16 protein-coding genes are annotated in these 21,021 nt (G+C 70.9%); 9 read left to right on the top strand and 7 right to left on the bottom strand.

Features of this window, described 5'->3' with window-relative positions; genetic code table 11:
* The first annotated feature begins 14 nt into the window (after positions 1 to 14).
* From HNR10_RS11325 to HNR10_RS11310, 4 genes are all read left to right on the top strand, one after another.
* Positions 15 to 905, top strand: coding sequence for an ATP-binding cassette domain-containing protein (locus HNR10_RS11325; RefSeq protein WP_179823018.1), 891 nt, complete (start codon positions 15 to 17; stop codon positions 903 to 905).
* 49 nt (positions 906 to 954) lie between these two features.
* Positions 955 to 1,962, top strand: a complete 1,008-nt coding sequence (locus tag HNR10_RS11320; protein WP_179823016.1) for a Gfo/Idh/MocA family protein — start codon at positions 955 to 957, stop codon at positions 1,960 to 1,962.
* An 18-nt stretch (positions 1,963 to 1,980) separates the two neighbouring features.
* Positions 1,981 to 2,847: a sugar phosphate isomerase/epimerase family protein gene (locus tag HNR10_RS11315; protein ID WP_179823014.1), complete on the top strand. Its 867-nt coding sequence runs from the start codon at positions 1,981 to 1,983 to the stop codon at positions 2,845 to 2,847.
* 283 nt (positions 2,848 to 3,130) lie between these two features.
* Positions 3,131 to 3,655 (top strand): hypothetical protein, encoded by a 525-nt coding sequence (locus HNR10_RS11310; protein WP_179823013.1) that lies wholly within the window; start codon positions 3,131 to 3,133, stop codon positions 3,653 to 3,655.
* Between the two features lie 60 nt (positions 3,656 to 3,715).
* On the opposite strand, the gene HNR10_RS11305 is transcribed toward HNR10_RS11310, so the two are convergent.
* Entirely contained in the window at positions 3,716 to 4,798 is a 1,083-nt protein-coding gene (locus HNR10_RS11305) for a hypothetical protein (RefSeq protein WP_179823011.1), read from the bottom strand.
* Positions 4,799 to 5,125: 327 nt separating this feature from the next.
* Here HNR10_RS11305 and HNR10_RS11300 point away from each other — a divergent pair, with 327 nt between their 5' ends.
* Together HNR10_RS11300 and HNR10_RS11295 are read left to right on the top strand one after the other, a co-directional pair.
* Positions 5,126 to 5,899 carry an SDR family NAD(P)-dependent oxidoreductase gene (locus HNR10_RS11300; protein ID WP_179823009.1) on the top strand — a complete coding sequence of 258 codons (774 nt, stop codon included), beginning with the start codon at positions 5,126 to 5,128 and terminating at the stop codon, positions 5,897 to 5,899.
* A 10-nt stretch (positions 5,900 to 5,909) separates the two neighbouring features.
* On the top strand, positions 5,910 to 6,674 hold the full coding sequence (locus HNR10_RS11295) for a crotonase/enoyl-CoA hydratase family protein (RefSeq protein ID WP_179823007.1): 765 nt from the start codon (positions 5,910 to 5,912) through the stop codon (positions 6,672 to 6,674).
* 333 nt (positions 6,675 to 7,007) lie between these two features.
* Here HNR10_RS11295 and HNR10_RS11290 read toward each other — a convergent pair whose 3' ends face one another.
* The 5 genes from HNR10_RS11290 to HNR10_RS11270 form a co-directional block, all read right to left on the bottom strand.
* Positions 7,008 to 9,170, bottom strand: a complete 2,163-nt coding sequence (locus HNR10_RS11290) for an acyltransferase family protein (protein ID WP_179823006.1) — start codon at positions 9,168 to 9,170, stop codon at positions 7,008 to 7,010.
* Between the two features lie 419 nt (positions 9,171 to 9,589).
* The gene (locus tag HNR10_RS11285) at positions 9,590 to 11,083 is read right to left on the bottom strand and encodes a polysaccharide pyruvyl transferase family protein (RefSeq protein ID WP_179823004.1); all 1,494 of its coding nucleotides are present in this window, start codon (positions 11,081 to 11,083) and stop codon (positions 9,590 to 9,592) included.
* A gap of 54 nt (positions 11,084 to 11,137) precedes the next feature.
* Positions 11,138 to 13,855 carry a CDP-glycerol glycerophosphotransferase family protein gene (locus tag HNR10_RS11280; protein WP_218897714.1) on the bottom strand — a complete coding sequence of 906 codons (2,718 nt, stop codon included), beginning with the start codon at positions 13,853 to 13,855 and terminating at the stop codon, positions 11,138 to 11,140.
* A 42-nt stretch (positions 13,856 to 13,897) separates the two neighbouring features.
* Positions 13,898 to 15,886 carry a glycerophosphotransferase gene (locus HNR10_RS11275; RefSeq protein ID WP_312889212.1) on the bottom strand — a complete coding sequence of 663 codons (1,989 nt, stop codon included), beginning with the start codon at positions 15,884 to 15,886 and terminating at the stop codon, positions 13,898 to 13,900.
* The gene (locus tag HNR10_RS11270) at positions 15,883 to 17,343 is read right to left on the bottom strand and encodes a bifunctional cytidylyltransferase/SDR family oxidoreductase (RefSeq protein ID WP_179829672.1); all 1,461 of its coding nucleotides are present in this window, start codon (positions 17,341 to 17,343) and stop codon (positions 15,883 to 15,885) included. The genes HNR10_RS11275 and HNR10_RS11270 overlap by 4 nt, the downstream gene beginning before the upstream one ends.
* A gap of 756 nt (positions 17,344 to 18,099) precedes the next feature.
* Between HNR10_RS11270 and HNR10_RS11265 the strand changes: the two genes are divergently transcribed.
* From HNR10_RS11265 to HNR10_RS11255, 3 genes are read left to right on the top strand one after another with little or no spacing between them, the layout of a single operon-like run.
* Positions 18,100 to 18,279: a hypothetical protein gene (locus tag HNR10_RS11265; protein ID WP_179823002.1), complete on the top strand. Its 180-nt coding sequence runs from the start codon at positions 18,100 to 18,102 to the stop codon at positions 18,277 to 18,279.
* A gap of 3 nt (positions 18,280 to 18,282) precedes the next feature.
* Complete coding sequence (locus HNR10_RS11260) at positions 18,283 to 18,498, top strand: hypothetical protein (RefSeq protein ID WP_179823001.1); 216 nt, start codon at positions 18,283 to 18,285, stop codon at positions 18,496 to 18,498.
* A 9-nt stretch (positions 18,499 to 18,507) separates the two neighbouring features.
* Positions 18,508 to 19,371 carry an FAD-binding oxidoreductase gene (locus HNR10_RS11255; protein WP_179822999.1) on the top strand — a complete coding sequence of 288 codons (864 nt, stop codon included), beginning with the start codon at positions 18,508 to 18,510 and terminating at the stop codon, positions 19,369 to 19,371.
* Between the two features lie 62 nt (positions 19,372 to 19,433).
* Here the strand turns inward: HNR10_RS11255 and HNR10_RS11250 are convergent, their stop codons facing one another.
* Positions 19,434 to 20,960, bottom strand: coding sequence for an NCS1 family nucleobase:cation symporter-1 (locus tag HNR10_RS11250; RefSeq protein ID WP_179822997.1), 1,527 nt, complete (start codon positions 20,958 to 20,960; stop codon positions 19,434 to 19,436).
* Between the last annotated feature and the right edge of the window lie 61 nt (positions 20,961 to 21,021).

The following is a 21,021-nucleotide window of genomic DNA, read 5'->3' as shown; positions in this document are numbered from 1 at the left end:
GCGAGGTGAGCACGATGACGAGCACGAACGCGGAGCCGGACGCGCCCGCCGACGAGGGCCGCGAGGCCGCCCCGCTCCTCGAACTGGACGGGGTCGGCAAGTCCTTCGGCAACATCCGGGCCCTGGACGGGATCAGCCTGAGGGTCGGCGCCGGCGAGGTCACCTGCATCCTCGGTGACAACGGCGCGGGCAAGTCCACGCTGATCAAGATCATCGCCGGCCTGTACAAGGCCTCCTCGGGCCGCTACCTGGTGGACGGCGAGCCGGTGGACTTCTCCTCCCCGCGCCAGGCCCTGGACCGGGGCATCGCCACCGTCTACCAGGACCTGGCGATGGTGCCGCTGATGCCGGTGTGGCGCAACTTCTTCCTGGGCTCGGAACTGCGCACGTCCGTCGGCCCCTTCCGGATGCTCGACTCAGCCCGGATGCGGCGCATCGCCGACGAGGAACTGAAGAAGATGGGCATCGACCTGCCCGACATCGAGGCGCCGGTCGGCAACCTGTCCGGCGGCCAGCGGCAGGTCGTGGCCATCGCCCGCGCGGTGTACTTCGGCGCGCGCGTCCTCATCCTGGACGAGCCGACGGCGGCGCTGGGCGTCAAGCAGTCCGGCGTGGTCCTGAAGTACATCAAGGCGGCCCGCGACGCGGGGCTGGGCGTCATCTTCATCACGCACAACCCGCACCACGCCTACCTGGTCGGCGACCACTTCGCGGTGATCAAGCTCGGCGAGATGGAGCTGGACCAGCCGCGGTCGGAGCTGTCCCTGGACGACCTCACCCACCACATGGCGGGCGGGGCCGAACTGGACGCCCTCCAGCACGAGCTCAAGCGGGAGGAGGAGACCCCCGAGGTCGCGCCCCTGCGCGGGGCCGAGGGCGAGGGTCCCGACGTCCAGAAGCTCTGAGAGCACAGCGGTACACGAGACGAGTCCGAACAGGGAGCAGGTGGAGACGATGACCGTCAGGGTGGGCGTGATCGGCACCGGATGGATCGGCGGCGAGCACATCCGGAGGATCACCGACCGCGTCGGCGGCGCCGAGGTGGTCGCGGTGACCGACATCGACGCGGACCGGGCCGCCCGGGCGGTCGCGGGGACGGGCGCGCGTGTGCTGGCCACCGGAGAGGAGGTGATCGCGGCCGAGGACGTCGACGCGGTCGTCGTCACCTCCTGGGGGCCCGCGCACGCCGAGTCGGTGCTGGCGGCCGTCGCCGCCGGCAAGCCGGTGTTCTGCGAGAAGCCGCTGGCCACCTCCGCGGAGGACGCCCAGCGCATCCTCGACGCGGAGGCGCGGCACGGGGCGCGCCTGGTCCAGGTCGGCTTCATGCGGCGCTACGACACCGGCTACCGGCAGATGAAGGAGGTCGTCTCCGCGGGCGGCATCGGCACACCGCTGATGGCGCACTGCGTGCACCGCAACCCGACGGTGCCCGAGAGCTACCACTCGGAGATGGCCTCGCAGGACACCGCCGTGCACGAGATCGACGTACTGCGCTGGCTGCTGGACGACGAGATCTCCTCGGTGCAGGTCCTCACCCCGCGCCCCACCGGCAAGCGCTTCGAGCACCTGCGCGACCCGCAGATGCTGCTCTTCGAGATGGTCGGCGGCGCGCGGGTCGACCTGGAGGTGTTCGTCAACTGCCAGTACGGCTACGAGATCGGCTGTGAGGTCGTCGGGGAGGAGGGCACCGTCCGGCTTCCGGAGGTCCCGGGCGCGGTCGTGCGCTCGGCGGCGCGCACGAGCACGCCCGTCCTCCAGGACTGGGTCCAGCGCTTCGCCGGAGCTTTCGACGCCGAGTTCCAGTCCTGGGCCGACGAGGTGGCCGCGGGCACGCCGACCACCGGCCCGAACGCCTGGGACGGCTACGCGGCGGCGGTCGTCACGGACGCGGCCGTGCGAGCGCTGCACTCGGGCGGGGTCGTGGAGACCGGCATCAAGGAACGACCCGCCTTCTACGCCTGAGAGAGGTCAGAGCAACCGATGAAGATCGCGATCGACCCGTTCATGTTCCGTGACCTGCCGATGGCGGAGATGGTCCGGACCGTGGCGGACATGGGCTACTCCCACATCGAGCTGTCGCCCCGCGCCGAGTTCATGCCGTTCTTCCTGCATCCACGGGCCGACGACGCGCGGGTGGCCGAACTGCGGTCCGTGCTGCGCGAGACGGGTGTCGAGCTGTCCTCGATCCTGCCGCTGTACAAGTGGTCCAGCCCGGACGAGACCGAGCGCCGGGACGCCGTCCGCTACTGGAAGCGGATGATCGAGGTGGCCGTCGAGCTGGGCGTCACCCTGATGAACTCCGAGTTCAACGGCCGACCGGAGCGGGCCGCCGAGAGCGAGGGCGCCTTCTGGCGGTCCATGGAGGAGCTGTTGCCGGTCTTCGAGCGCGAGGGGATCGCCCTCAACCTGGAAGCGCACCCGGACGACTTCTGCGAGGAGAACGACCCCGCGGTCGACCTGGTCCGCGCGATCAACCGGCCGTGGGTGAACTACCTGTACTGCGCCCCGCACACCTTCCACCTGTCGGGGTCGGAGCCTGGGGCGGACATCCGCCGGATGATGGAGTACGCGGGCGACAAGCTGCGGCACGTGCACATCGCCGACTCCTTCGACCACAAGGGGTCCTCGGGGCTGCGGTACATCCTCAACCCGCCCGGCACGCCCGCGCGCATCCACCAGCACATGGACATCGGCCAGGGGGAGGTGGACTGGGACGTGTTCTTCCAGACCCTGCGCGACCTGGACTTCGACGGGGTCGCCACGGTGTGCGTGTTCGGGTGGGAGGAGCGGGCGCGCGCGTCCTCGGAGTTCATGCTCGACCGGGTCACCAAGGAACTGGTGACCTGACCAGGACGCCGGGGCGTCAGGTCGGCCGCGCACGCGGCCGAGGGGCGCGACGACCCCGGCCGGGCGCCGCGACCGGTCCGCACTCCGTCCGGTCGCGGCGCCCTCACGCGTGCGCGGAGCCCCGGCGCGCGGGATGCCGCGGGTTTCGCTACCGGCCGGAAACGTGCGGGCCGACGTGTGCTTTTGTAGGGTGGCCGGACTACCGCGGGTGGTTCCGGGCTCACGGCCCGACGGCACCCCCGGCCCTTCACTCCCTCCCTCCCCCTAAGAGAAGCCGCACGCGATGACCCGCACGTCTCATCAGCCGCGCCTCCGACGAAGCGAGGTACGCCGCCTGGAGCGGCGCCGCCGACGCCTGCTCTGGGCCGCTGTGGCCTGCTCGATCGGCCTCGTCGCGCTGAGCGGAGTCCTGATCGCCGTCCTGCTGGCGCAGCAGCCGGCCCGCCCGGATCCGGGGCCCGCCGCCGACTCCCGCGAGCACCAGGCCGGGGACCTGCCCTCCGACGAGCCCTCGTCGGTGCCGTCCCCGGTGCCCACGGCCTCCGCGAGCCCCAGCGCCTCACCGTCGCCGTCCGCGTCCCCCTCCGCCTCGCCGTCGCCGTCCGCGTCCCCCTCGGACGAGGAGGACGCGGAGCCGAGCCCTGAGGAGACCGGGTCGGAGCAGGAACCGGCTCCCGAGCCCGCCCCCGAACGACCCGAGCCGGAGCCCGAACCGGAGCCCGAGCGCCCCGCCGACCCGCCGGAGGAGGAAGAGGAGGAACCGACCGACGAGCCCGAGGAGGGCCTGCCCTGGTGGCCCTGGAACTGACCGGCGCGGCGGGCTGGTGGGGTGGACCTGGCCGTCCGAGCGCCCCCCGGATCTTCGCCGTCAGCTGGAAAGGCTCTCGTTCTCCCGCTGGAACGAGTCCAGGACGAAGTTGACTTCGGTGGGCAGCCGGTCATCAGGTGCCCAGGGAGTCGGTACCTGGAGCTGGATGAGCTGCGAGGGCTGCGGGCGCTGGGAGGGGCCGGTGCGCACCATGTGTTCGATGCGGTCGGCGTAGCCGGTGAATCCCTGCGATTCGTGCCACGCGTACCACGCACCCTGCGTCGTCAGCGGATCGAACCCCCACTTGTCGATCCTTGCCGCGGTCTCGTTCTGCACGGTCGGGTCGGCCAGCGCCGCTCGCTGCCTGACCTTGCGGACGACGATGAACGTGATCCCCAGTCCGCAGAGCAGCACCAGCGCTACGACCTCTGGGATGGTCGGTCCGGCGGGACTGGGGTTGAGGGCCTCGCAGTCGGCCTCCGTCACGAGAGCGAACTCCTGGGTGTTGAGGAGCTCAACGCAGTCGGCATAGGCGCGTTGGTCACTGCCAGAGGACTGCGATTGCGCCAGCTGCGTGGTGACGAGCTGGAAGAGCAGGCTGAGTGCGAACAGGCCGGCGACGATGAAACTCAGAATGGAAGCGATTTTGAGGCCGGTCTGCCTCAGTCGCGCCGGGCGACCCGTGAAGCGCTGCTTCTCGTCCGAGGGAGTCTCGGCTCGTGCTCGCCCGATCGCGTCCGCCCACGCGGCGTGCCAGGTCCGTTCGCGGTTTCGCAGGAAGGGGATGAGGGCGGCGGCGCGTTGCTGCCAATCGACGAACGCGGCTCCTTCCGGCGTCTGCCGCCACATCGAGAACTCATGCCGGGCGGTCTGCTCGGCCATGGCCTGCTGAAGCGCGTGCTGCTCCTGTTGGAGGGCGAGTTGTTCCTGTTGTGTCCTTGCCTGCCTTGCGCTATTCGCGGCGGTGATGCCGTTGAAGACCATGCTCGCGCCACTGGCGAACGCGACGCCCTTCAAGAGCTGGGTGTTCTGGGCTGTTGATCGGGCGGTGCTCGCGGCCGAGTGCTTGATGTCCTTCAGGTGTTCCGCGCTGCTCGTGGTCGAACGGTCGATATTCCGCAGATGATCTTTCGCAGATGTCATGTGGTCATCGGTGCTCTCTGCTCATGCGTGGATGGAATTCTCTGCGTGGTGTCGCCGATGACACAGCGCGGCGGCTACCCCGGCCGACTGGTACCCACAGTTCGTGGACCGATGGTCAGAGTAGCGAAGAGGTCGGGTCGTGACCATTTCCGCGTATCGCCCCGCCTTCGGTGACCGTCTCCGCGAACCGCGCCAGGAACACGGAAGGGCCGAGGCCGTACGTCTCCACGTCCTGACGTGCCGGGAGACGGGGAACAGGAGGAGTCCTACGCGAATTACCGAACCCGGTTCTAGTCCGGGCGGTGCTTCCTCTGTAGAGTGCGGGCCATGGATCTGAACGGAATCTCCGCCCTCGTCTCGGGCGGCGCGAGTGGCCTGGGTGAGGCCACCGCCAGGGAACTCGCCGCAGCCGGCGCCACCGTCGTCATCGCCGACCTCAACGCCGAGCGCGGTGAGGCCATCGCCAAGGAGATCGGTGGCGTCTTCGTCTCCACCGACGTCTCGCAGGAGGACCAGGTCAAGGCCGCGGTCCAGGCCGCCGCGGACACCGGCAAGCCCTTCCGGGCCGCCGTCTCGTGCGCAGGGATCGCCTGGGCGACCCGCACGGTCGACCGCCAGGGCAACCCGCACGACCTGGACAGCTACCAGAAGGTCATCCAGGTCAACCTCATCGGCACCTTCAACGTGCTGCGCCTGGCCGCGGCCGAGATCGCCAGGACGGAGCCGCTCAACGAGGACGGCGAGCGCGGCTCCATCGTCAACACCGCCTCGCTCGCGGGCATCGAGGGCCAGATCGGCCAGATCGCCTACTCCTCCTCCAAGGGCGGCGTGATCGGCATGACCCTGCCCGCGGCCCGCGACCTCGCTGCCGTCGGCATCTCCGTCAACACCATCGCCCCCGGCATCCTGGAGACGCCGATCTACGGCGAGGGCGAGGGGGCCGAGGAGTTCAAGAAGCGCCTCGCCGCGCCGATCCCGTTCCCCAAGCGCATGGGCACCGCCGCCGAGTTCGGCAAGCTCGCCCGCGCGCTGATGGAGATCAGCTACGTCAACGGCGAGGTCGTCCGCATCGACGGCGCGCTGCGCATGCCGCCGAAGTAGGGGGTCCACCGTGTCCGACGAGGTTCTCTACACTGCCGAGGACGGCATCGCCGTCATCACCATCAACCGGCCCAAGGCCAAGAACGCGGTCGACGCGGCGGTCGCCGCGCAGGTCGCGGAGGCGCTCGACGACCTTGACGCCCGCAAGGACCTGAGCGTCGGCATCATCACCGGCGCGGGCGGCACCTTCTGCGCCGGCATGGACCTCAAGGCGTTCATGAAGGGCGAGGTCCCCGTCGTGGAGGGCCGCGGATTCGGCGGTTTCGCCGAGCGCGGGCCCCGCAAGCCGCTGATCGCGGCCGTGGAGGGCTACGCCCTGGCGGGCGGGTTCGAGGCCGTGCTCGCCTGCGACCTCGTGGTGGCCGCCGAGGACGCGAAGTTCGGCATCCCCGAGGTCAAGCGCGGCCTGGTGGCCGGCGCGGGCGGCCTGCTGCGCCTGCAGCACCGCATCCCGCGCAACATCGCGATGGAGTTCGCCCTGACCGGTGACTTCGTGGGGGCTCCGCGCCTGGCCGAGCTGGGGCTGGTCAACGAGGTGACCGCCTCCGGGAGCGCCCTGGAGGGCGCCCGGGCGCTGGCCGCCCGCATCACGCCGAACGGGCCGCTGGCCCTGCGGGTGTCCAAGGAGATCATCGCCGCCTCGGACGACTGGTCCACCGAGGAGATGTGGGACCGGCAGAACGAGCTGGCGGGCCCGGTGTTCGTCAGCCAGGACGCCATGGAGGGCGCCGCCGCGTTCGCGGAGAAGCGCGCTCCCGTGTGGAAGGGCGAGTAGGAGCACGCCTCGGTGCTCCCGCCGGCTCGCCGTCCGCCCGGACCAGGGTCGTGGACTGGTCCGGGCGGATCGACGGGCCTCGGGATGGTGAACGCGACACGGCCCGTGATCGGTTCTGGCCACACCGAAAAAGAGGCAGGACCTGGCACTTCGCCGCCCGCGCGAGCGCAGGGTCCCCGGTTGATCACCTTACGTGCACGGGGCGGGATGACGACCCACCACACCGGGCCGTGGCCACAGCGGAGCACGCGTCCATCGCTCCGTACGAGTGGTTCGAGGGGCGGGGCATCGCGGCCACTCCCGCCGTGAACCGCGAGGGATGGCGGACCGGGTTCACGAAGCCTCCGGGCCGGTGGACTCGGCCGCGCCCAGCAGGGGGCCGGCGGCCTCCGCCAGGCTCGTCCCGGCCACCGGGGCCTCCGGGAGCGACTCCAGTAGGTACGGCTCCAACACGACCGCGAGCGAGCGCGAGAACGCGTGCGAGAAGTGGTTGGTGTCGTAGTAGGCGAGCTGGTTGCCGATGACGCCCCGGCACACGCCGTCCCCGCACAGGTGCTCGGTCAGGTCCAGGAAGCGGGTGTTGGCCGGGACGTCGGCCAGGTCCTCGTAGGGGGCCCGCTCGGCCATCGAGAAGGACTGCTCCTCGACGCATCCGCGCGCGCCCTCGCGGTCCACGCACTCGGCCACGTCGAAGCCGAACCGCGGGGTGTCGCGCACCGCCAGCACCGCCACCCCGAGCTCCTCCAGCTCCCGCCAGCGCTCGACGTAGCCGTCGGGCGTCCGCTCGGGCGGCGTGCCGGGCGGGTCCTCCTCCTCACCGCCGGCCGTGGTGCGGGTCGCGGTCGTGAACACCGCGTCCGGACCGATCTCGGCGATCCGCTCCATGACGTCGGCGTTCCAGGCCGTGCACTCGGTGAAGGGGACGCCCCGGTAGACCTGCTCGTCGGCGCTGAACTGGCAGGCGTTCTTGGTCATCATGATCAGGCGCCAGTCGTGCTGTTCGACGACCGCCCGCAGCGCCTGGAACCAGTGCCGGGCGTGTGAACTGCCCGCCAGGACCATCGTGAACCCGGCCTCCGGATCGCCGAAATCGCAGGACACGACCTCGGTCGCGTCGGTGAGGGCGTTGCAGTCGCGGGTCTGGTCCACGGTGTCCGTGGCCACCGTCGCGGTGTCGGGGTAGACCGGCAGGGCGGGCAGGTTCTCCGCGAGCGCGGGGTTGAGCGTGACGGCCGCGCCCGGGTAGGACATCGGATCCGAGCTCAGCTCCATGCGCAGTTGCCGGTCGCGTTCGATCGCCCCGCCCCACACCAGCCCGGCGAGCAGCACCGGCACGACGAACAGGACCCCGGCCGCGAGCGACCACGAAGGGGCCCGCCGGGTGCGGGTGAGGCGCGTGAGGCTTCCGTCCACCAGCCGGGTGGTGAGCACCGCCGCGGCGAACGCGCAGCCCAGCACGCCCAGGCCACCGAGCAGGGTCGGGCGGTCCTGTCCGGTCACCTCCAGGTGGAAGACGAGGATCGGCCAGTGCCACAGGAACAGGGTGTAGGCCCGTCCGCCCAGCCAGACGAGGGGCCGCGCCCCCAGCAGCCGGGTCGCCGACAGGCGGCCGGGCGCGTCACCGCCGGCGCCCGCGAGCAGGACCGCCACGGCGGCCAGCGCGGGCCACAGCGAGGCCACACCCGGGTAGGGCAGGGAGTCGCCGACCACCAGACCGCACAGCACCAGCGCGGCGAGGCCGGTCCACCCGAGCACCAGGCGCAGCGGGCGCGGCAGCCGCACGCGGGCGATGACCAGTGCCAGGACGCCGCCCAGCGCGAGTTCCCACAGGCGGGCGCCGGTGTCGAAGTAGGCCCACACGGGGTCGGTGGAGGTGATCCACAGCGAGTACGCGAACGAGGTCGCCAGGACCGCGCCGACGGCGGCCAGGGCGGCGGTGCGCACCCGCAGCCCGCAGCGGGCGGCGACCAGCCCGGCGAGGATGACCAGGACGGGCCACAACAGGTAGAACTGCCCCTGCACGCCCAGTGACCAGAAGTGCTGGACCGGCCCCGCGGCGGAGTTCTCCGCCATGTAGTCGACCGAGCCCAGCGACAGGTGCCAGTTGCCGTAGTACAGCGCGGCGGCCTGGACATCGGCGATGACGTCGGTCCACCGCGAGCGCGGCAGCAGCAGGTAGGCGCTGACCAGGACCGCGGCGAGCACGACGGCGCCGCTGGGGAAGAGCCGTCGGGCGAGCTTGCTCCAGAACGCGCCGAGGGCGAGGCGTCCGTCGCGCTCCATGGCGCGCACGAGCGAGCCGGTGATGAGGAACCCGGTCAGGACCAGGAAGACGTCGACGCCGCCGGAGACCGTGCCGAACCAGATGTGGTAGACGGCGATCAGCAGGGCGGCGACGGCGCGCAGCCCTTCGATGTCGGTGCGGTGCGCGGTGCGTGGCGACGCGGACGCGCCGCGCACGTGCTCGGGGGCATGGTTCAGGACGGGAACGGGCACAGATCAGCCTCGGGCTCGGCGACGGTGAGGGGCAGGGAGGGCCGGTGTACGGCGACGGGGAGGGGGCCGGGGGATGATCGGCGCCCGAGAGTGCCCCTGCTTGTCCAGTATCGGCTGCTTGTACCTGTGACCTGTGTGTCTGGCGGTGCTGTTGTCGAGTCGAGATGGAATCTGTGTTAACGCGTATCCGGGTGCGCGGAAACGGAGTGTCACGGGTCACAGTGTTCGGGGCGCTTGACGCCGGGTCCTTCGTCGTCGCCCGCGCCTGTGCTCGTGCCTCGCTTCGGCCCGATCAACCCCCCGTGGTTGCGGTGAGCGGGACTGCTCACCTTCCACGCCTGGGGGCTCGGCGGCACACGAGGACGCCCGCCGCGCGGCCGAGCGGTCGCACGACGGGCGGTGTCCTCAGGGGTCGTGGGTCAGCGGCGCAGGCCGAGGCGGCGCAGGACCCGTCCGGCGAGCCGGCGCAGCCGCAGGTACGGCGTCGACCGCACCTGGGCCTCCAGCTTCTCCAGGCGCTTGGCGGTGCGTTCCACGGACTTCACGAGCCCGGCGGTCTCCTTGGCCTTCTTCTCCAGGGCGGTCACCTTCGCGGACAGCTCCCGCACGCGCTTGTCCGAGGCCGTCTGCCGTGCCTTGGCCTGCGCGTTGGCCTGCCGGAGCCACGCCAGCCGGTACCCCAGGCCGCCGTCGTCGTCGCCCCGCCAGGAACCCACGCCGGGGTGGAGGTCCACCCGCTTGAGCTCGCTCTCGAAGGCCGCGCCGCCGTCGCCCCCGGGCCGGTGCACGTGGTCGAGGCCGTGCCGGTCCATGAAGGACACCAGGCGGTCGAAGCGCTCACCGTGGCCGGCGGACATGGCCGAGAAGTCGGCCTCCTCGTACAGCCGGGCGGGCAGCCCGGCCAGGTCGGTCTCGTCGGCCAGGTCGGAGACCAGGCGGTGGGGGATGTCGAAGTAGCGGCACAGCTCCAGGGTGCGCGAGTCGTGGCAGAGCACCACCGCGGGCGTGCCCGCCAGCAGCGCGGCGACGTTGCCGTGGATGCGCGTCCCGAAGGCGAAGTCGCGGTCGCGCAGGGCGTCGATCCACGTCGAGGAGTCGTAGTACAGCCGGGTCCGCTCCTCGCGCAGCAGCGGATGGGTCCGCGTCAGCGGGGCCGCGGACGAGGTCCCGGCCGCCTCCGACACGTCGCCCCAGTACAGCAGCTCCAGGTCCTGGAGCTCCTGCGCCATGTAGAGCAGGTCGGGGTGCCGCCGCAGCGCGGCGTCCGCCAGCCGGTCGATGAGCCCGTCGCCGATCACGCTGCCGGGGATGTTGCCGGAGTCGTAGGAGACGTTGATGGCGAGCCGGGCGGAGGCGTCCAGGGTGTCCGTACGCCGGTCCACGCGCAGTTCGCGGCCGTGCATGAACATCGACGGGCAGCCGATGACCTCCACGTCGGAGTAGCCCAGGCCGTTGAGGTACCGCTCGGTGAACTCGCCGCGCACCCCGATGGAGGGGGAGCGCTCCAGCACCGCCGAGCAGAACCGCCGCACCTTGTCCTCGATCGGGGCCAGGTGGTCGGTGCCGTAGTCGGTTCCGGCCTGCCCGCCGACGCCGAAGACCACCACGGGGATGCGCAGCTTCTCGATCAGCGCGCTCAGGTCGTCCAGGTGGCGCGTGAACGAGGGCCGGAACGCGTTGGCCAGCGGCACGACGAACGCGTCGTACTCGTCGTTGATCCGGTCGGCGTCGGAGGGGTCGACCTTGTAGCGGTTCGGGACGATCTCCGTGTCCGGCGTCGACAGCATCTTGTGCACGGCGTCGCTGAACAGCAGGTTGCCGGTGTTCGTGGCGATCAGGTTCTGCTGGATCACCTGCTCCGGCGGGACCGGGTCGAACGGGCTCCGGCCGGATCTGAGGAGGATACGGGGCATGGGGCGGCCTATCTCGGTGGCTGGGAGGGGATGGGCGGGCGGCGGGGGCTCCCGTCAGTCCGTGGTGCCGAGCATGCGGTCGACGACCCGCTTGGTGGCCAGACCGTCCGAGGGCTCGCAGAAGTCCCGGACGAACGCCTCGTACTGGTCGCGGTAGCGCTCGTTCACGTCGTCGACGTCCCGGATCGCCTTGACCAGTTCCTCGGAGGTCTTGATCAGCGGCCCGGGCGCGCGCGAGGACAGGTCGAAGTAGAACCCGCGCAGGGTGTCCCGGTAGTGCTCCAGGTCGTAGGTGAAGAAGAGCATGGGACGGCCCGAGTGGGCGAAGTCGAAGAACACCGACGAGTAGTCCGTGATCAGCACGTCCGTGATCAGGTACAGGTCGGCGATGTCGGGGTACTTCGACACGTCCCAGACGAAGCCCTGGCCCGCGCCCGGAATGCTGTCCAGCACCTTGGGGTGCTTGCGGAACAGCAGCACGTGGTCCTCGCCCAGGTCCCGCTGGGCGGCCTCCAGGTCGATCCGCAGGTCCAGCTTGAACCGGGTGCCGTCGTAGCGCTGGTCGTCGCGCCAGGTGGGCGCGTACAGCACGACCTTCTTGCCCTCGGGAATGCCCAGCAGCTCACGGGTCCGGCGCGCGCGCTCCTCCCGGTCCGGCGCGTGGAACACGTCGTTGCGGGGGTAGCCCGACTCCAGGATCTCCGCCTCGCAGCGGAAGGCCCGGCGCATGATCGGCGTGGTGAAGGCGTTCGGCGACACGAAGAAGTCCCACTGCCGGGACCGCTCGGGCAGGCTGGCGATGTAGGCGCGGTTGGCCTTGGGCGTGCCGAGCAGGTCCGCGCCGATCTTCTTCAGCGGGGTGCCGTGCCAGGTCTGCGCGATCACCTGGCCCTCGCGCCGCACGAACCAGTCGCCGATGCCCACGTTGGTCACCACGTAGCGGCTGCGGGCGAGCGCGGCGTACCACTCGCGGCTGCGCCACTCCACGGGCGTGACCCCCGGCGGCAGCGGCACCTGCTGGTCGTTCACCGACCACAGGTGCTCGACGTCCAGGCCGCGGCGCACCAGCTCCTCGTGGATGGCGCGGGGCGAGTCGGAGTACTGTTTGCCGCCGAAGCTGTTGTAGAAGACGGCCTCGCGCAGGGGCAGCGCCCGCTGCTCCTCCAGGAACTCCTCGCGGATGCGGCGCTGCCGGTAGGCGCCCCGCTCGTCCTCCGCCAGCGGATTGCCCGAGCGCAGGAAGACGCGGTCGTGGAAGCGGCGGTCCACCGTGAAGGTCCGCCCGTGGCCGTGGTGCTTGAGCGGGAGCCGCTCGACCAGGTCCGGCCTGAGCTTGACCGGGATGTCGGCGGCGTTGTCCCACTCCTGGGCGCCCCGCAGGGTCAGGTACCAGCGGCCCTTGCGCAGCGGCAGCGGGTCGCCGTAGAAGTCGAAGCCCTCCGGGTCGATCTCGGCGCGGAACCGGCCGTCGGCGATCGTGACCGGTACCGTGACCTCCTCGAACCGCTCACCGTGCCGCAGGACCAGCACGCGCTCGCCGTCGGGGCCGGTGTAGGCGCCGGTCAGCACGAGGGTGCCCTCCCGCCACTCCACCTCGTCCACGACGGGCTGGCGCAGCCGGTCGTGCACGACCAGGGTCTGCGTGGCGCTGACGCCCACGGCGATCTCCCGGGCCTCCCCGAACGGGTACGCCCGGGCGAGGACATCGGGCGCGACGACGACCTTGGCGCGCGACCCGTCGACGACCGCGTGCACGCGCAGCTCACGTGTGTCGTCGGAGTCGGCCACGGCCAGGTCGGCCAGGGGGACGGACACCGTGCGGACCCCGTCCCCGGCGCCCTCCAGCGGGTACTCGAGCTCCACGGCGGCCTCGCCCTTGCCGTGCTCGACGACCAGGCGGTCCGCGCCTGGTGCGCGCAGCTCCAGGGCCAGCATCCCGTCGGCCGGGGAGTGCCCGGTCAGCTCGGCGGTGACCGGCTCGATCGAGAACTCCAGCCGCTTCTTGCGGAACGAGCTCACCCACCGGGTGGACGCGTTCAGACGGCGGGCGTGCGGGTGCCCGCTCGTGCCCACCTCGCCCGGGGGCAGGCCGTCGCGGCGCAGCCGGCCGGCGCCCCACACACCCAGGGTGAGCGACCAGGTGCCGGGGGTCCATGACCCGCCGGAACGCAGCTTCTCCGGGTCGACGAAGAACTCGAAGCCCGCCCAGTCGTAGCAGTGCAGGGCCTGCTTGGACTCGGAGGTGGCGCGCGGCTCGCGCCGCGGGGTCAGCCGGATCGCGATCCGGCGCCGCGAACCCGTGTGCGTGAGCCAGGCCAGCCCGGGGACCCGCGGACGCGACTCCATGGGGACGTTGCGGACGTAGGCGTACCCGCGCACGCGCAGGCGCCCCTCCACCCAGGTCAGGTCGGTCAGCTGCGAGTCCAGCGGCAGCTCCCGCTGCTGGAGCCGGCAGATCTCCTTGGGCAGGGACGAGGAGGCCACGCCGGGCACCTCGATGTGCGGGGACAGCCGGCCGCGCACGAGGTGCGCCTTCGGGTTGTCCCGCTCGTAGCGGATGACCGCCTGCAGGTCCTCCAGCCGGTGCTCCTTGGCCAACCAGAGCTTGACCCTGGTCAGCGGCCCGAACTCCGACAGGTCACCGGGCGCCGCTGAGCCCAGGAAGTCGTCCGCCGCGGCGAGGAACGCCTCGCGCTCCGCGGCGTCCGACTCGGGCAGGTAGCGCATGAGGCGTTGGAGGTCTTCTGGCACCGTGCGCTTGGCTGCGGCCATGTCCTACGGGTGTCCTTCCGGGAGAGGAATGCGTGAGCGGGGTCAGACGGCGGCCGCGTCGGCCTCGGTGGAGACCTCGTGGACGGCACGGACCTGGGCGTCGGTCCTGGCGTACAGGTCGTCGACGGCCGCCGCGAAACGCGTCTGGGAGGGCTCGTCGCTCGGGCCCAGGAGGTAGGTCCTGAGCTCCACGCGCTCGGCCGTCAGCGGGTCGGGCCCCGAGCCGCGGACGGCCGCGAGCGCGCTGTCCAGACCCTCGCCGTCCGGCAGCAGCATGTACGCCGCCGCCGAGGTCGGGTGCTTGGTCTGGAACTCGCTGTGCGTGATGCCCTCGCAGTTGGTGATGGCGTAGGGCTTCTCGGTGGCGACGAAGTCCGCGACGACGCTGGAGATGTCGCTGATGAGCAGGTCCGCCTGGTTGAAGCAGGAGTACAGCGTCGGCCGCGGCCCCTGGATGACCAGGTGCTCCTCGTCGGCCCGGCCGTCCCAGTACACGCGGTGCCACTCGGTGGACAGCGACTGGAGGTCGGCCACCGCCGTGGGGGCCGAGCGGCCCTCCTCGCGCGAGTTGTGCGCCTCGTCCGTGGAACCGTTGTCGGTGTCGAAGTCGGCCAGGCGGCGCTCCAGCTCCGCCAGCGGGCGCGGGTCCGGCTCGGTGCGCGCGGCCCTGCGGTTGGCGGCCTCGATCATGTCCACGATCCGCTTGTGCGCCCTGCGGGCCGCGGCCGAGCGCATACCGGTGAAGGGGTGCGGCTTGTACAGGACGCGCACGGGCGGGTCGGCGGCCAGCAGCCGGGCGACGAGCGCGGGGCCGGCGTCGATCAGCGACGTGTTGCCCGGCTCGTCGGTCCAACCCTCCCACGTGGGCGCGTAGAGCACCGTGCGGACGGCGTTGGGCGCGGTGTCGGTGCGGATCTCGTCCAGCTGCGGCCGGCCGACCTCCACGATCTCGTCGAGGCGGACGCCGACCTGGGCGCGGTCGTAGCGGTCCCGCCCGGCGCGCCCTGCGGTCCAGACCTCGTCGTAGGCCTTGCTGAACGGGTTGATGCTGGCGACCTTGTCGCTGTCGCCGTGCCCGATGAACACGTGCCGCATCATCGGGTTGCGCAGCATGTGGATGTTCTTGCCGGTGTTGGCCGGGTACAGGGCCACGCGGGCGGGGCCGAAGTCCAGCGCCATCAGGTCCGTGGCGGCGGGAACGCAGAGCACGGGGAGCCGGGTCGGCGCGAGCTGGGCGGCGATGGTGCGCTCGCGCAGCACGACGACCACGCGCCGGTCCAGGCGGTCGAGGACGTCCAGCCACATGTTGACCTGGTAGGCGGAGTCGGCCGAACCCGAGAAGTACAGCACGACCTCGGGGCGGTAGGCGTCCAGCCAGGACTGGGTGAACTGCATCACCTTCTCCTGGCCGGGGATGGCGAGCGCGCGGCGCAGGTGCCAGCCGACCAGGACGAGCGCCAGGACGGTGACGACCAGCGACACGGCCGCGCCGCCGGTGACGAGCCACAGGCGGCCGGTGGCCACGTGGGCCACGGCGCCGACGACCAGGAAGATGTCCAGCGGCAGCAGGCGGGTCATGGGCTCGCGGACGAGCGGCATGGGCGGGCTGTCGGGGATGCGCAGGGACGCGAGGTCGATGTTGCGGGTGACGACCGGCAGCTTGCGGCGGGTGCGCAGCAGGCGCGCGGCGACACCGCAGACGAGCTGGAGGCCGAAGAGCGCGAGGAAGACCAGCAGGACCAGGCCGATGCCCGTGGAGGTCACGTTCGGCGTGGTGATCAGCAGGCCCAGCGCCATGAGCTGGCGCAGGAGGGTGCGCGGCGTGATGCCCAGTCGGATCTGCTGGACGAGCTTGGCCAGGTGCGGGAAGCGGTGCAGGAGCAGCGCGTCCATGGCGTAGCTGCCGACGGCTCCGACGAGGAAGACCCACCACAGGCCGGTGATCACACCGGCGAGCATCACGAGGTAGGACAGGCCGAGCAGGCTCGTGCCGATGACGGTCTCGCGGTTGGCGTGTTCGCGCAGTGTCACTGGGCGGGCTCCCTCACGGAACGGGCGCTCTCGGCCGCGGGCGCGGGCAGCTCCTCGCGGCGCACGTCGACGACGTGGCCGGTGAGGTCGGACAGCAGGACGTCCACGGAGGTGCGGGCGACCTTGTCCGCGCTGAGCAGGCTGCCGGCCGGCTCCTCGCCGAAGGCCTTGCTGCGCATGGGCGTCTGGGTGCGCTCGGGGTTGATGCAGTTGATGCGGACGCCGTCGTCGGACCACTCGTCGGCCAGGGCCTGCGTGAGGTTGACCGTCGCGGCCTTCGTGGACGAGTAGAGGCTGTACTCGCCGCGTCCGCGCGTGTAGGAGCTGGAGGTGTACAGCAGCAGCTGGCCCTTGCTCTGCGCGAGGTAGGGGAAGGCGGCGCGGGCGATGTTGACCGGGGCCAGGTAGTTGACGCGCAGGGTCTCCTCGACCGTGGCGTCGTCCGTCTGGTCCAGTCGGCCGATGCGCAGCACCCCGGCGGTGTTGACGACGAAGTCGATGCGGCCCGTGGCGGAGTGCGCCTGCTCCAGGGCGGCGGCCACGTCGGCGGGGTTGGCGACGTTGGTGCGGGTGGCGCTGCGGGAGTAGCGGAAGACGCGGGCGCCGTGCTTCTCCGCGAGGTCGGCCACGCCCGCGCCGATCCCGTAGCTGCCGCCGAAGACGACCACGGTCGCGCCGGAGAGCCGGGCGGTGTAGTCCTCGTCGGTGAACTCCGGGGTCCCGGCGGAGGAGAGCTGGAAGAGCTTGTCGGCGATGAAGATGTCGACCGGCTGCGTGACCTTCATGTTCTGCTCCTCGCCGGCCACCACGTGGATGGGGACGTCGGGGGAGTAGCGCAGGACCACGGTGCAGTCGTCGGTCGCCTGGAAGTCGGGGTCGTTCCACGCCTTGGCGTAGGCGTCGCGGATGGTCGCCAGCCGGAAGGCCTGCGGGGTCTGGCCGCGGCGCAGCCGGGACCGCGTGGGGACGTCGGTGATGACGTCCTCGTCGACCTCGATGATGGTGTCCGAGGACGGGATGGCCACGTCGACGGCGCCGTAGGTCTCCAGGGCGGTGAGGCAGTCGGCGACCACGCGCTGGGAGAGCATGGGGCGGACCGCGTCGTGGAAGAGGACGTTGGTCGTCTCCGCGGGAAGGTGTCCCAGGGCGTCGAGGGCCAGCTGGGTGGTGGCGTTGCGCGAGGTGCCGCCGGGCAGGACACGGGTCACCTTCGACAGGCCGGCCTTCTTCACGATGGCCTCGGCGTCGCCCACGAAACCGGGGTTCATCATCACGAGGACCTCGTCCACGCCGGGGGCGTGCTCGAAGATGGTCAGCGTGTGCTCCAGGATCGTCTTTCCGGCGATCTTGAGCAGTTGCTTGGGTGTCGCGAGCCCAATGCGCTGGCCGCTTCCTCCGGCGAGGACGACCGCGACGTTGCGAGTCGACGGCTGTGTGGCCGGACGCTGGTTGTTCACAGGCAAGTTCGTCTCCTGATCGCGACGGGCCCAGAGAAGACCGCGTGCGGGGCCGGGGTGTGGGGGCCCCGGGCGGGTATGGATGGCGGGGACGGGCGGGGCGATGGGCTCTCCCGCGCGGATGCGTCAGTGTCCCTGGCGAATTCGCCTAATGGCCCTGTCCGTGTCGGTATGACGCATCCGCCGCATACCTGGTTTACCTGAAGTTCAGGACCAGTTGGCCCCACTTGGTGAATCGGGCGCGCTGTCAGGAGGCGCTTTGGAACGCGCGGTGTGGCGATATTCACCCTGGTCACGGTGGTCACACAAGCCTATTGACCCAAGGACGATCGGATTCCTGGTGACCTTGCGTGTTCAGTTGTACGTTCTGCGTTCATATTCGCGCATTTGTAAAATCCACATAAGTTCGATGTGGCGCGCGACTCCGACAAGAACGCTCGCCGACGAATGAGGGTGCCCGCACGCTGCGACGGAGCACGCGGCGGGTGCCGGGGGAGCCGAGTCGACGCGTCCTGGTATCCCGTCCCCGCGTGGCCGGATCCGGCCACGCGCCGGGGCGGCCGGTGCAACCCTTGTACCGACACCTGGAACCGGGTGCCGTCCTGTGCCGGTCGCACGCCGTGCGAACGAATCCGCCCGGATTCGCGTTCCCCCACCCGATCGGGTACCGACATGCGACCTCCCGAGCCAGAGGCCCCCACCGGCGGCCGACCTGTCGCGCCCCGGCCGGGCCGCCCGCCGGTACGGAACCTCCGGATGCTCCGCTGCTCCATCGTCCTGGGCGTCGGCCTGGTCGCCCTGCTCGCCGTCCCGCACCCCCGGCCCGTCACACAGGAGCTGGAGACCCTGACGCTGGTCGCCCTGGCGGCCTCCGTGTCCCTGTGGGTCCTCGGCGCGCGCAGCCCCCGGGCCGGGTACCGAACACTGGACGGCTGAGCCGTGGAGAGGGCCTTCTACCTGCTGCTCACCGTGGCCATGCTCGCCCTTCTTCTGCACGTGATCGCACAGAAGAAGGGGAGGACACCGCCGCGCGCGGCCACGGGCGTGCTCGTCGTCCTGCTCGTGGCCCTTCTCGCAGTTGCGTTCCTGATGATTCTCGGCACCGGTCCATCGGATCTTTCCGTTTCGACCGCACATGATGAACACGCTCTGTAGCGTCCCCCTATGCCCAGCTTCGATCACGAGCTCCAGGTCCGGTTGTTCCACAACCACCCCGATCTTGCACCGAGGATGCTGCGGGACACGGTCGGTTTCCCCGTGCCCGCCTACGCCCGCGCCGAACTCGGCTGCTCGGACCACACCAAGCTCAAGCCGACCCCCTTCAAGTCGGACAACGTCATCGTGCTGTACGACGACACGGGGGCCAAGACGTTGGCCATCATCACGGAGGTGCAACTGCGCAAGGCCGACGACAAGCTCTACTCCTGGCCCCTGTACGCGGCCACGGTCTGGCAGATCGTGAAATGCCCGGTCAAGCTGATGGTCCTGTGCCCTGACGCCGCCACCGAACGGTGGGCGCGGACTCCCATCACCTTCGAGTTCGAGGGCGCGACGCTCACACCCGCGGTCATCGGCCCCAGCAACACGCCCGAGATCAAGGACTCCGACCAAGCGCGGGAGCTGCCGGAACTCGCGGTGCTGTCGGCAGCCGCGCACGGAGACAAGGCCGAGGTGCTCAAGGCCGCTGAGGCCGCGCTCGACTCAGTGCCCGAGGACACACGACTCATCTACAATGACTTCATCTTGTCGAAGCTCAACGCGGCCGCTCGGCGGATGTGGGAGGACCTCATGACGACCGGTACCTACGAGTGGCAGAGCGACTTCGCCCGCAAGTACGTCAGTCAGGGGCGTGAGCTGGGCCTGGTGGAGAAGCAGCGGGAAGTCATCCTGCAACTTCTTGATGAGCGCGGTATCGCCATGAGCCCCGATGATCGCGTGCGGATCAACGCCTGCGACGACCTCGACCGACTGGAGACCTGGTTCCACCGGGCCATCACGGCGACGACCGTCGACGAGGTCTTCGGCTAGAAGCGGGAAGCGCGAACGGGCCCCGGGCGGTCACCGCCCGGGGCCCGTGTCTTCGTGCGGGGCTACCTCCTCGGTCGGAAGGCCAGGCTGAGGGCCCAGTAGACGACCAGGGCCGACAGGAAGCCCACCGCCCAGCCGTAGTCCGCGAGCGGGGACAGGAACGGGATGATCCCCGCCTCCGGGAAGGGCCCCGCGCCCGGGGCGGAGTGCGAACCGCCCACCGCCAGGACCGCGCCCACCGCGAACGCCGCCAGCGCCCGCCAGTTCCACCCGCCGGAGTACCAGTACGCCGAGCCGCGCGTGTACAGCGCGTTCAGGTCCAGCTTCGTGCCGCGCAGCAGCCAGTAGTCCGCGATGAGGATGCCGCCGACGGTCCCCAGGATCCCGCCCACGGTGCCCAGCCACGTGAAGATGTAGATGTTCGGGTCCGAGATCAGCCGCCACGGCATGATCGCGACGCTCACCAGGCACGTGATCACCGCGCCGGTCCGGAAGCTGATCAGCCGGGGCTTCAGGTTGGCCAGGTCGTAGGACGGCCCCACCAGGTTGGCGGCGATGTTCGTGGACACCGTCGCCAGCAGCACCACGAAGATCGCGAACAGCAGCGCGATGCCGTTGTCCATCTGCGCGACGATCTCCACCGGGTCCCACAGGGTCTCGCCGTACACCGCCTGCGTGCCCGCGCTCACCATGACCGCCAGTAGCGCGAACGCCGCCATCGTCGTCGGCAGCCCGAAGGTCTGGCCCAGCACCTGCGCGCGCTGGGTGGCCGCGAACCGGGTGAAGTCGCTGATGTTCAGGCTCAGCGTCGCCCAGAAGCCGATCATCGCCATCAGGGACGGGAAGAACAGCGCCCAGAACTCCGGGCCCCAGCCGAGCTCGGAGTTGACCGCGAACAACGGCGCGAACCCGCCCGCCTGCACGACCATCCACGCCAGCAGGGCGACGCCGCCCACCAGCATCAGCGGGGCGGCCCACACCTGCACCTTGCGGACGCCCTCCATCCCCCACAGGATGATCGCCAGCTGCGCCAGCCAGAACAGCCCGAACGACAACCACATCGTCCACGGCTGCCCGCCGACGACGGCGGCCTCGCTCCAGCCCGTGCCGAACACGCGCCCCGCCAGGATGAACACGCCCTGGCCGCCGATCCACGTCTGGATGCCGTACCAGCCGCACGCGACCGCGCCGCGCAGCAGCGCGGGCAGGTTCGCGCCCCGCAGCCCGAACGACGCCCGCGCGAAGATCGGATAGGGGATGCCGTACCGTGCGCCGGCGTGGCCCGTCAGCACCATCGGCACCAGCACGATCAGGTTGCCCAGGGCGATGGTCAGGACCGCCTGGCGCCAGTCCATTCCCACCGCGACCAGGCCCCCGGCCAGCGTCCAGGCCGGGATGTTGACCGACATGCTGATCCACAGGGCGGTGAAGCTGCCCGTGCCCCAGGTGCGCCGGGAGATCGGCACCGGGTGCAGGTCGGAGTTGACGTAGGCGCCGGGCGGCAGGGTGGTTCCCTCGGGGAGGGAGACCCGTCCGTCGGCGTGCGTGACGGCCGCGGCGGAGTCGGGGGAGGGAGGGGCGTGGGTCACGTGACACCTGGTTTCGGTGGAGCTGACGGGGGATCGGCCGGGCGCGCACCCGCCCGGCCCC

This window comes from Nocardiopsis aegyptia (assembly GCF_013410755.1).
GTDB classification, from domain to species: domain Bacteria; phylum Actinomycetota; class Actinomycetes; order Streptosporangiales; family Streptosporangiaceae; genus Nocardiopsis; species Nocardiopsis aegyptia.
The sequence above is the reverse complement of the archived record's forward strand: the minus strand, read 5'-3'. Positions and strand labels throughout refer to the sequence as shown.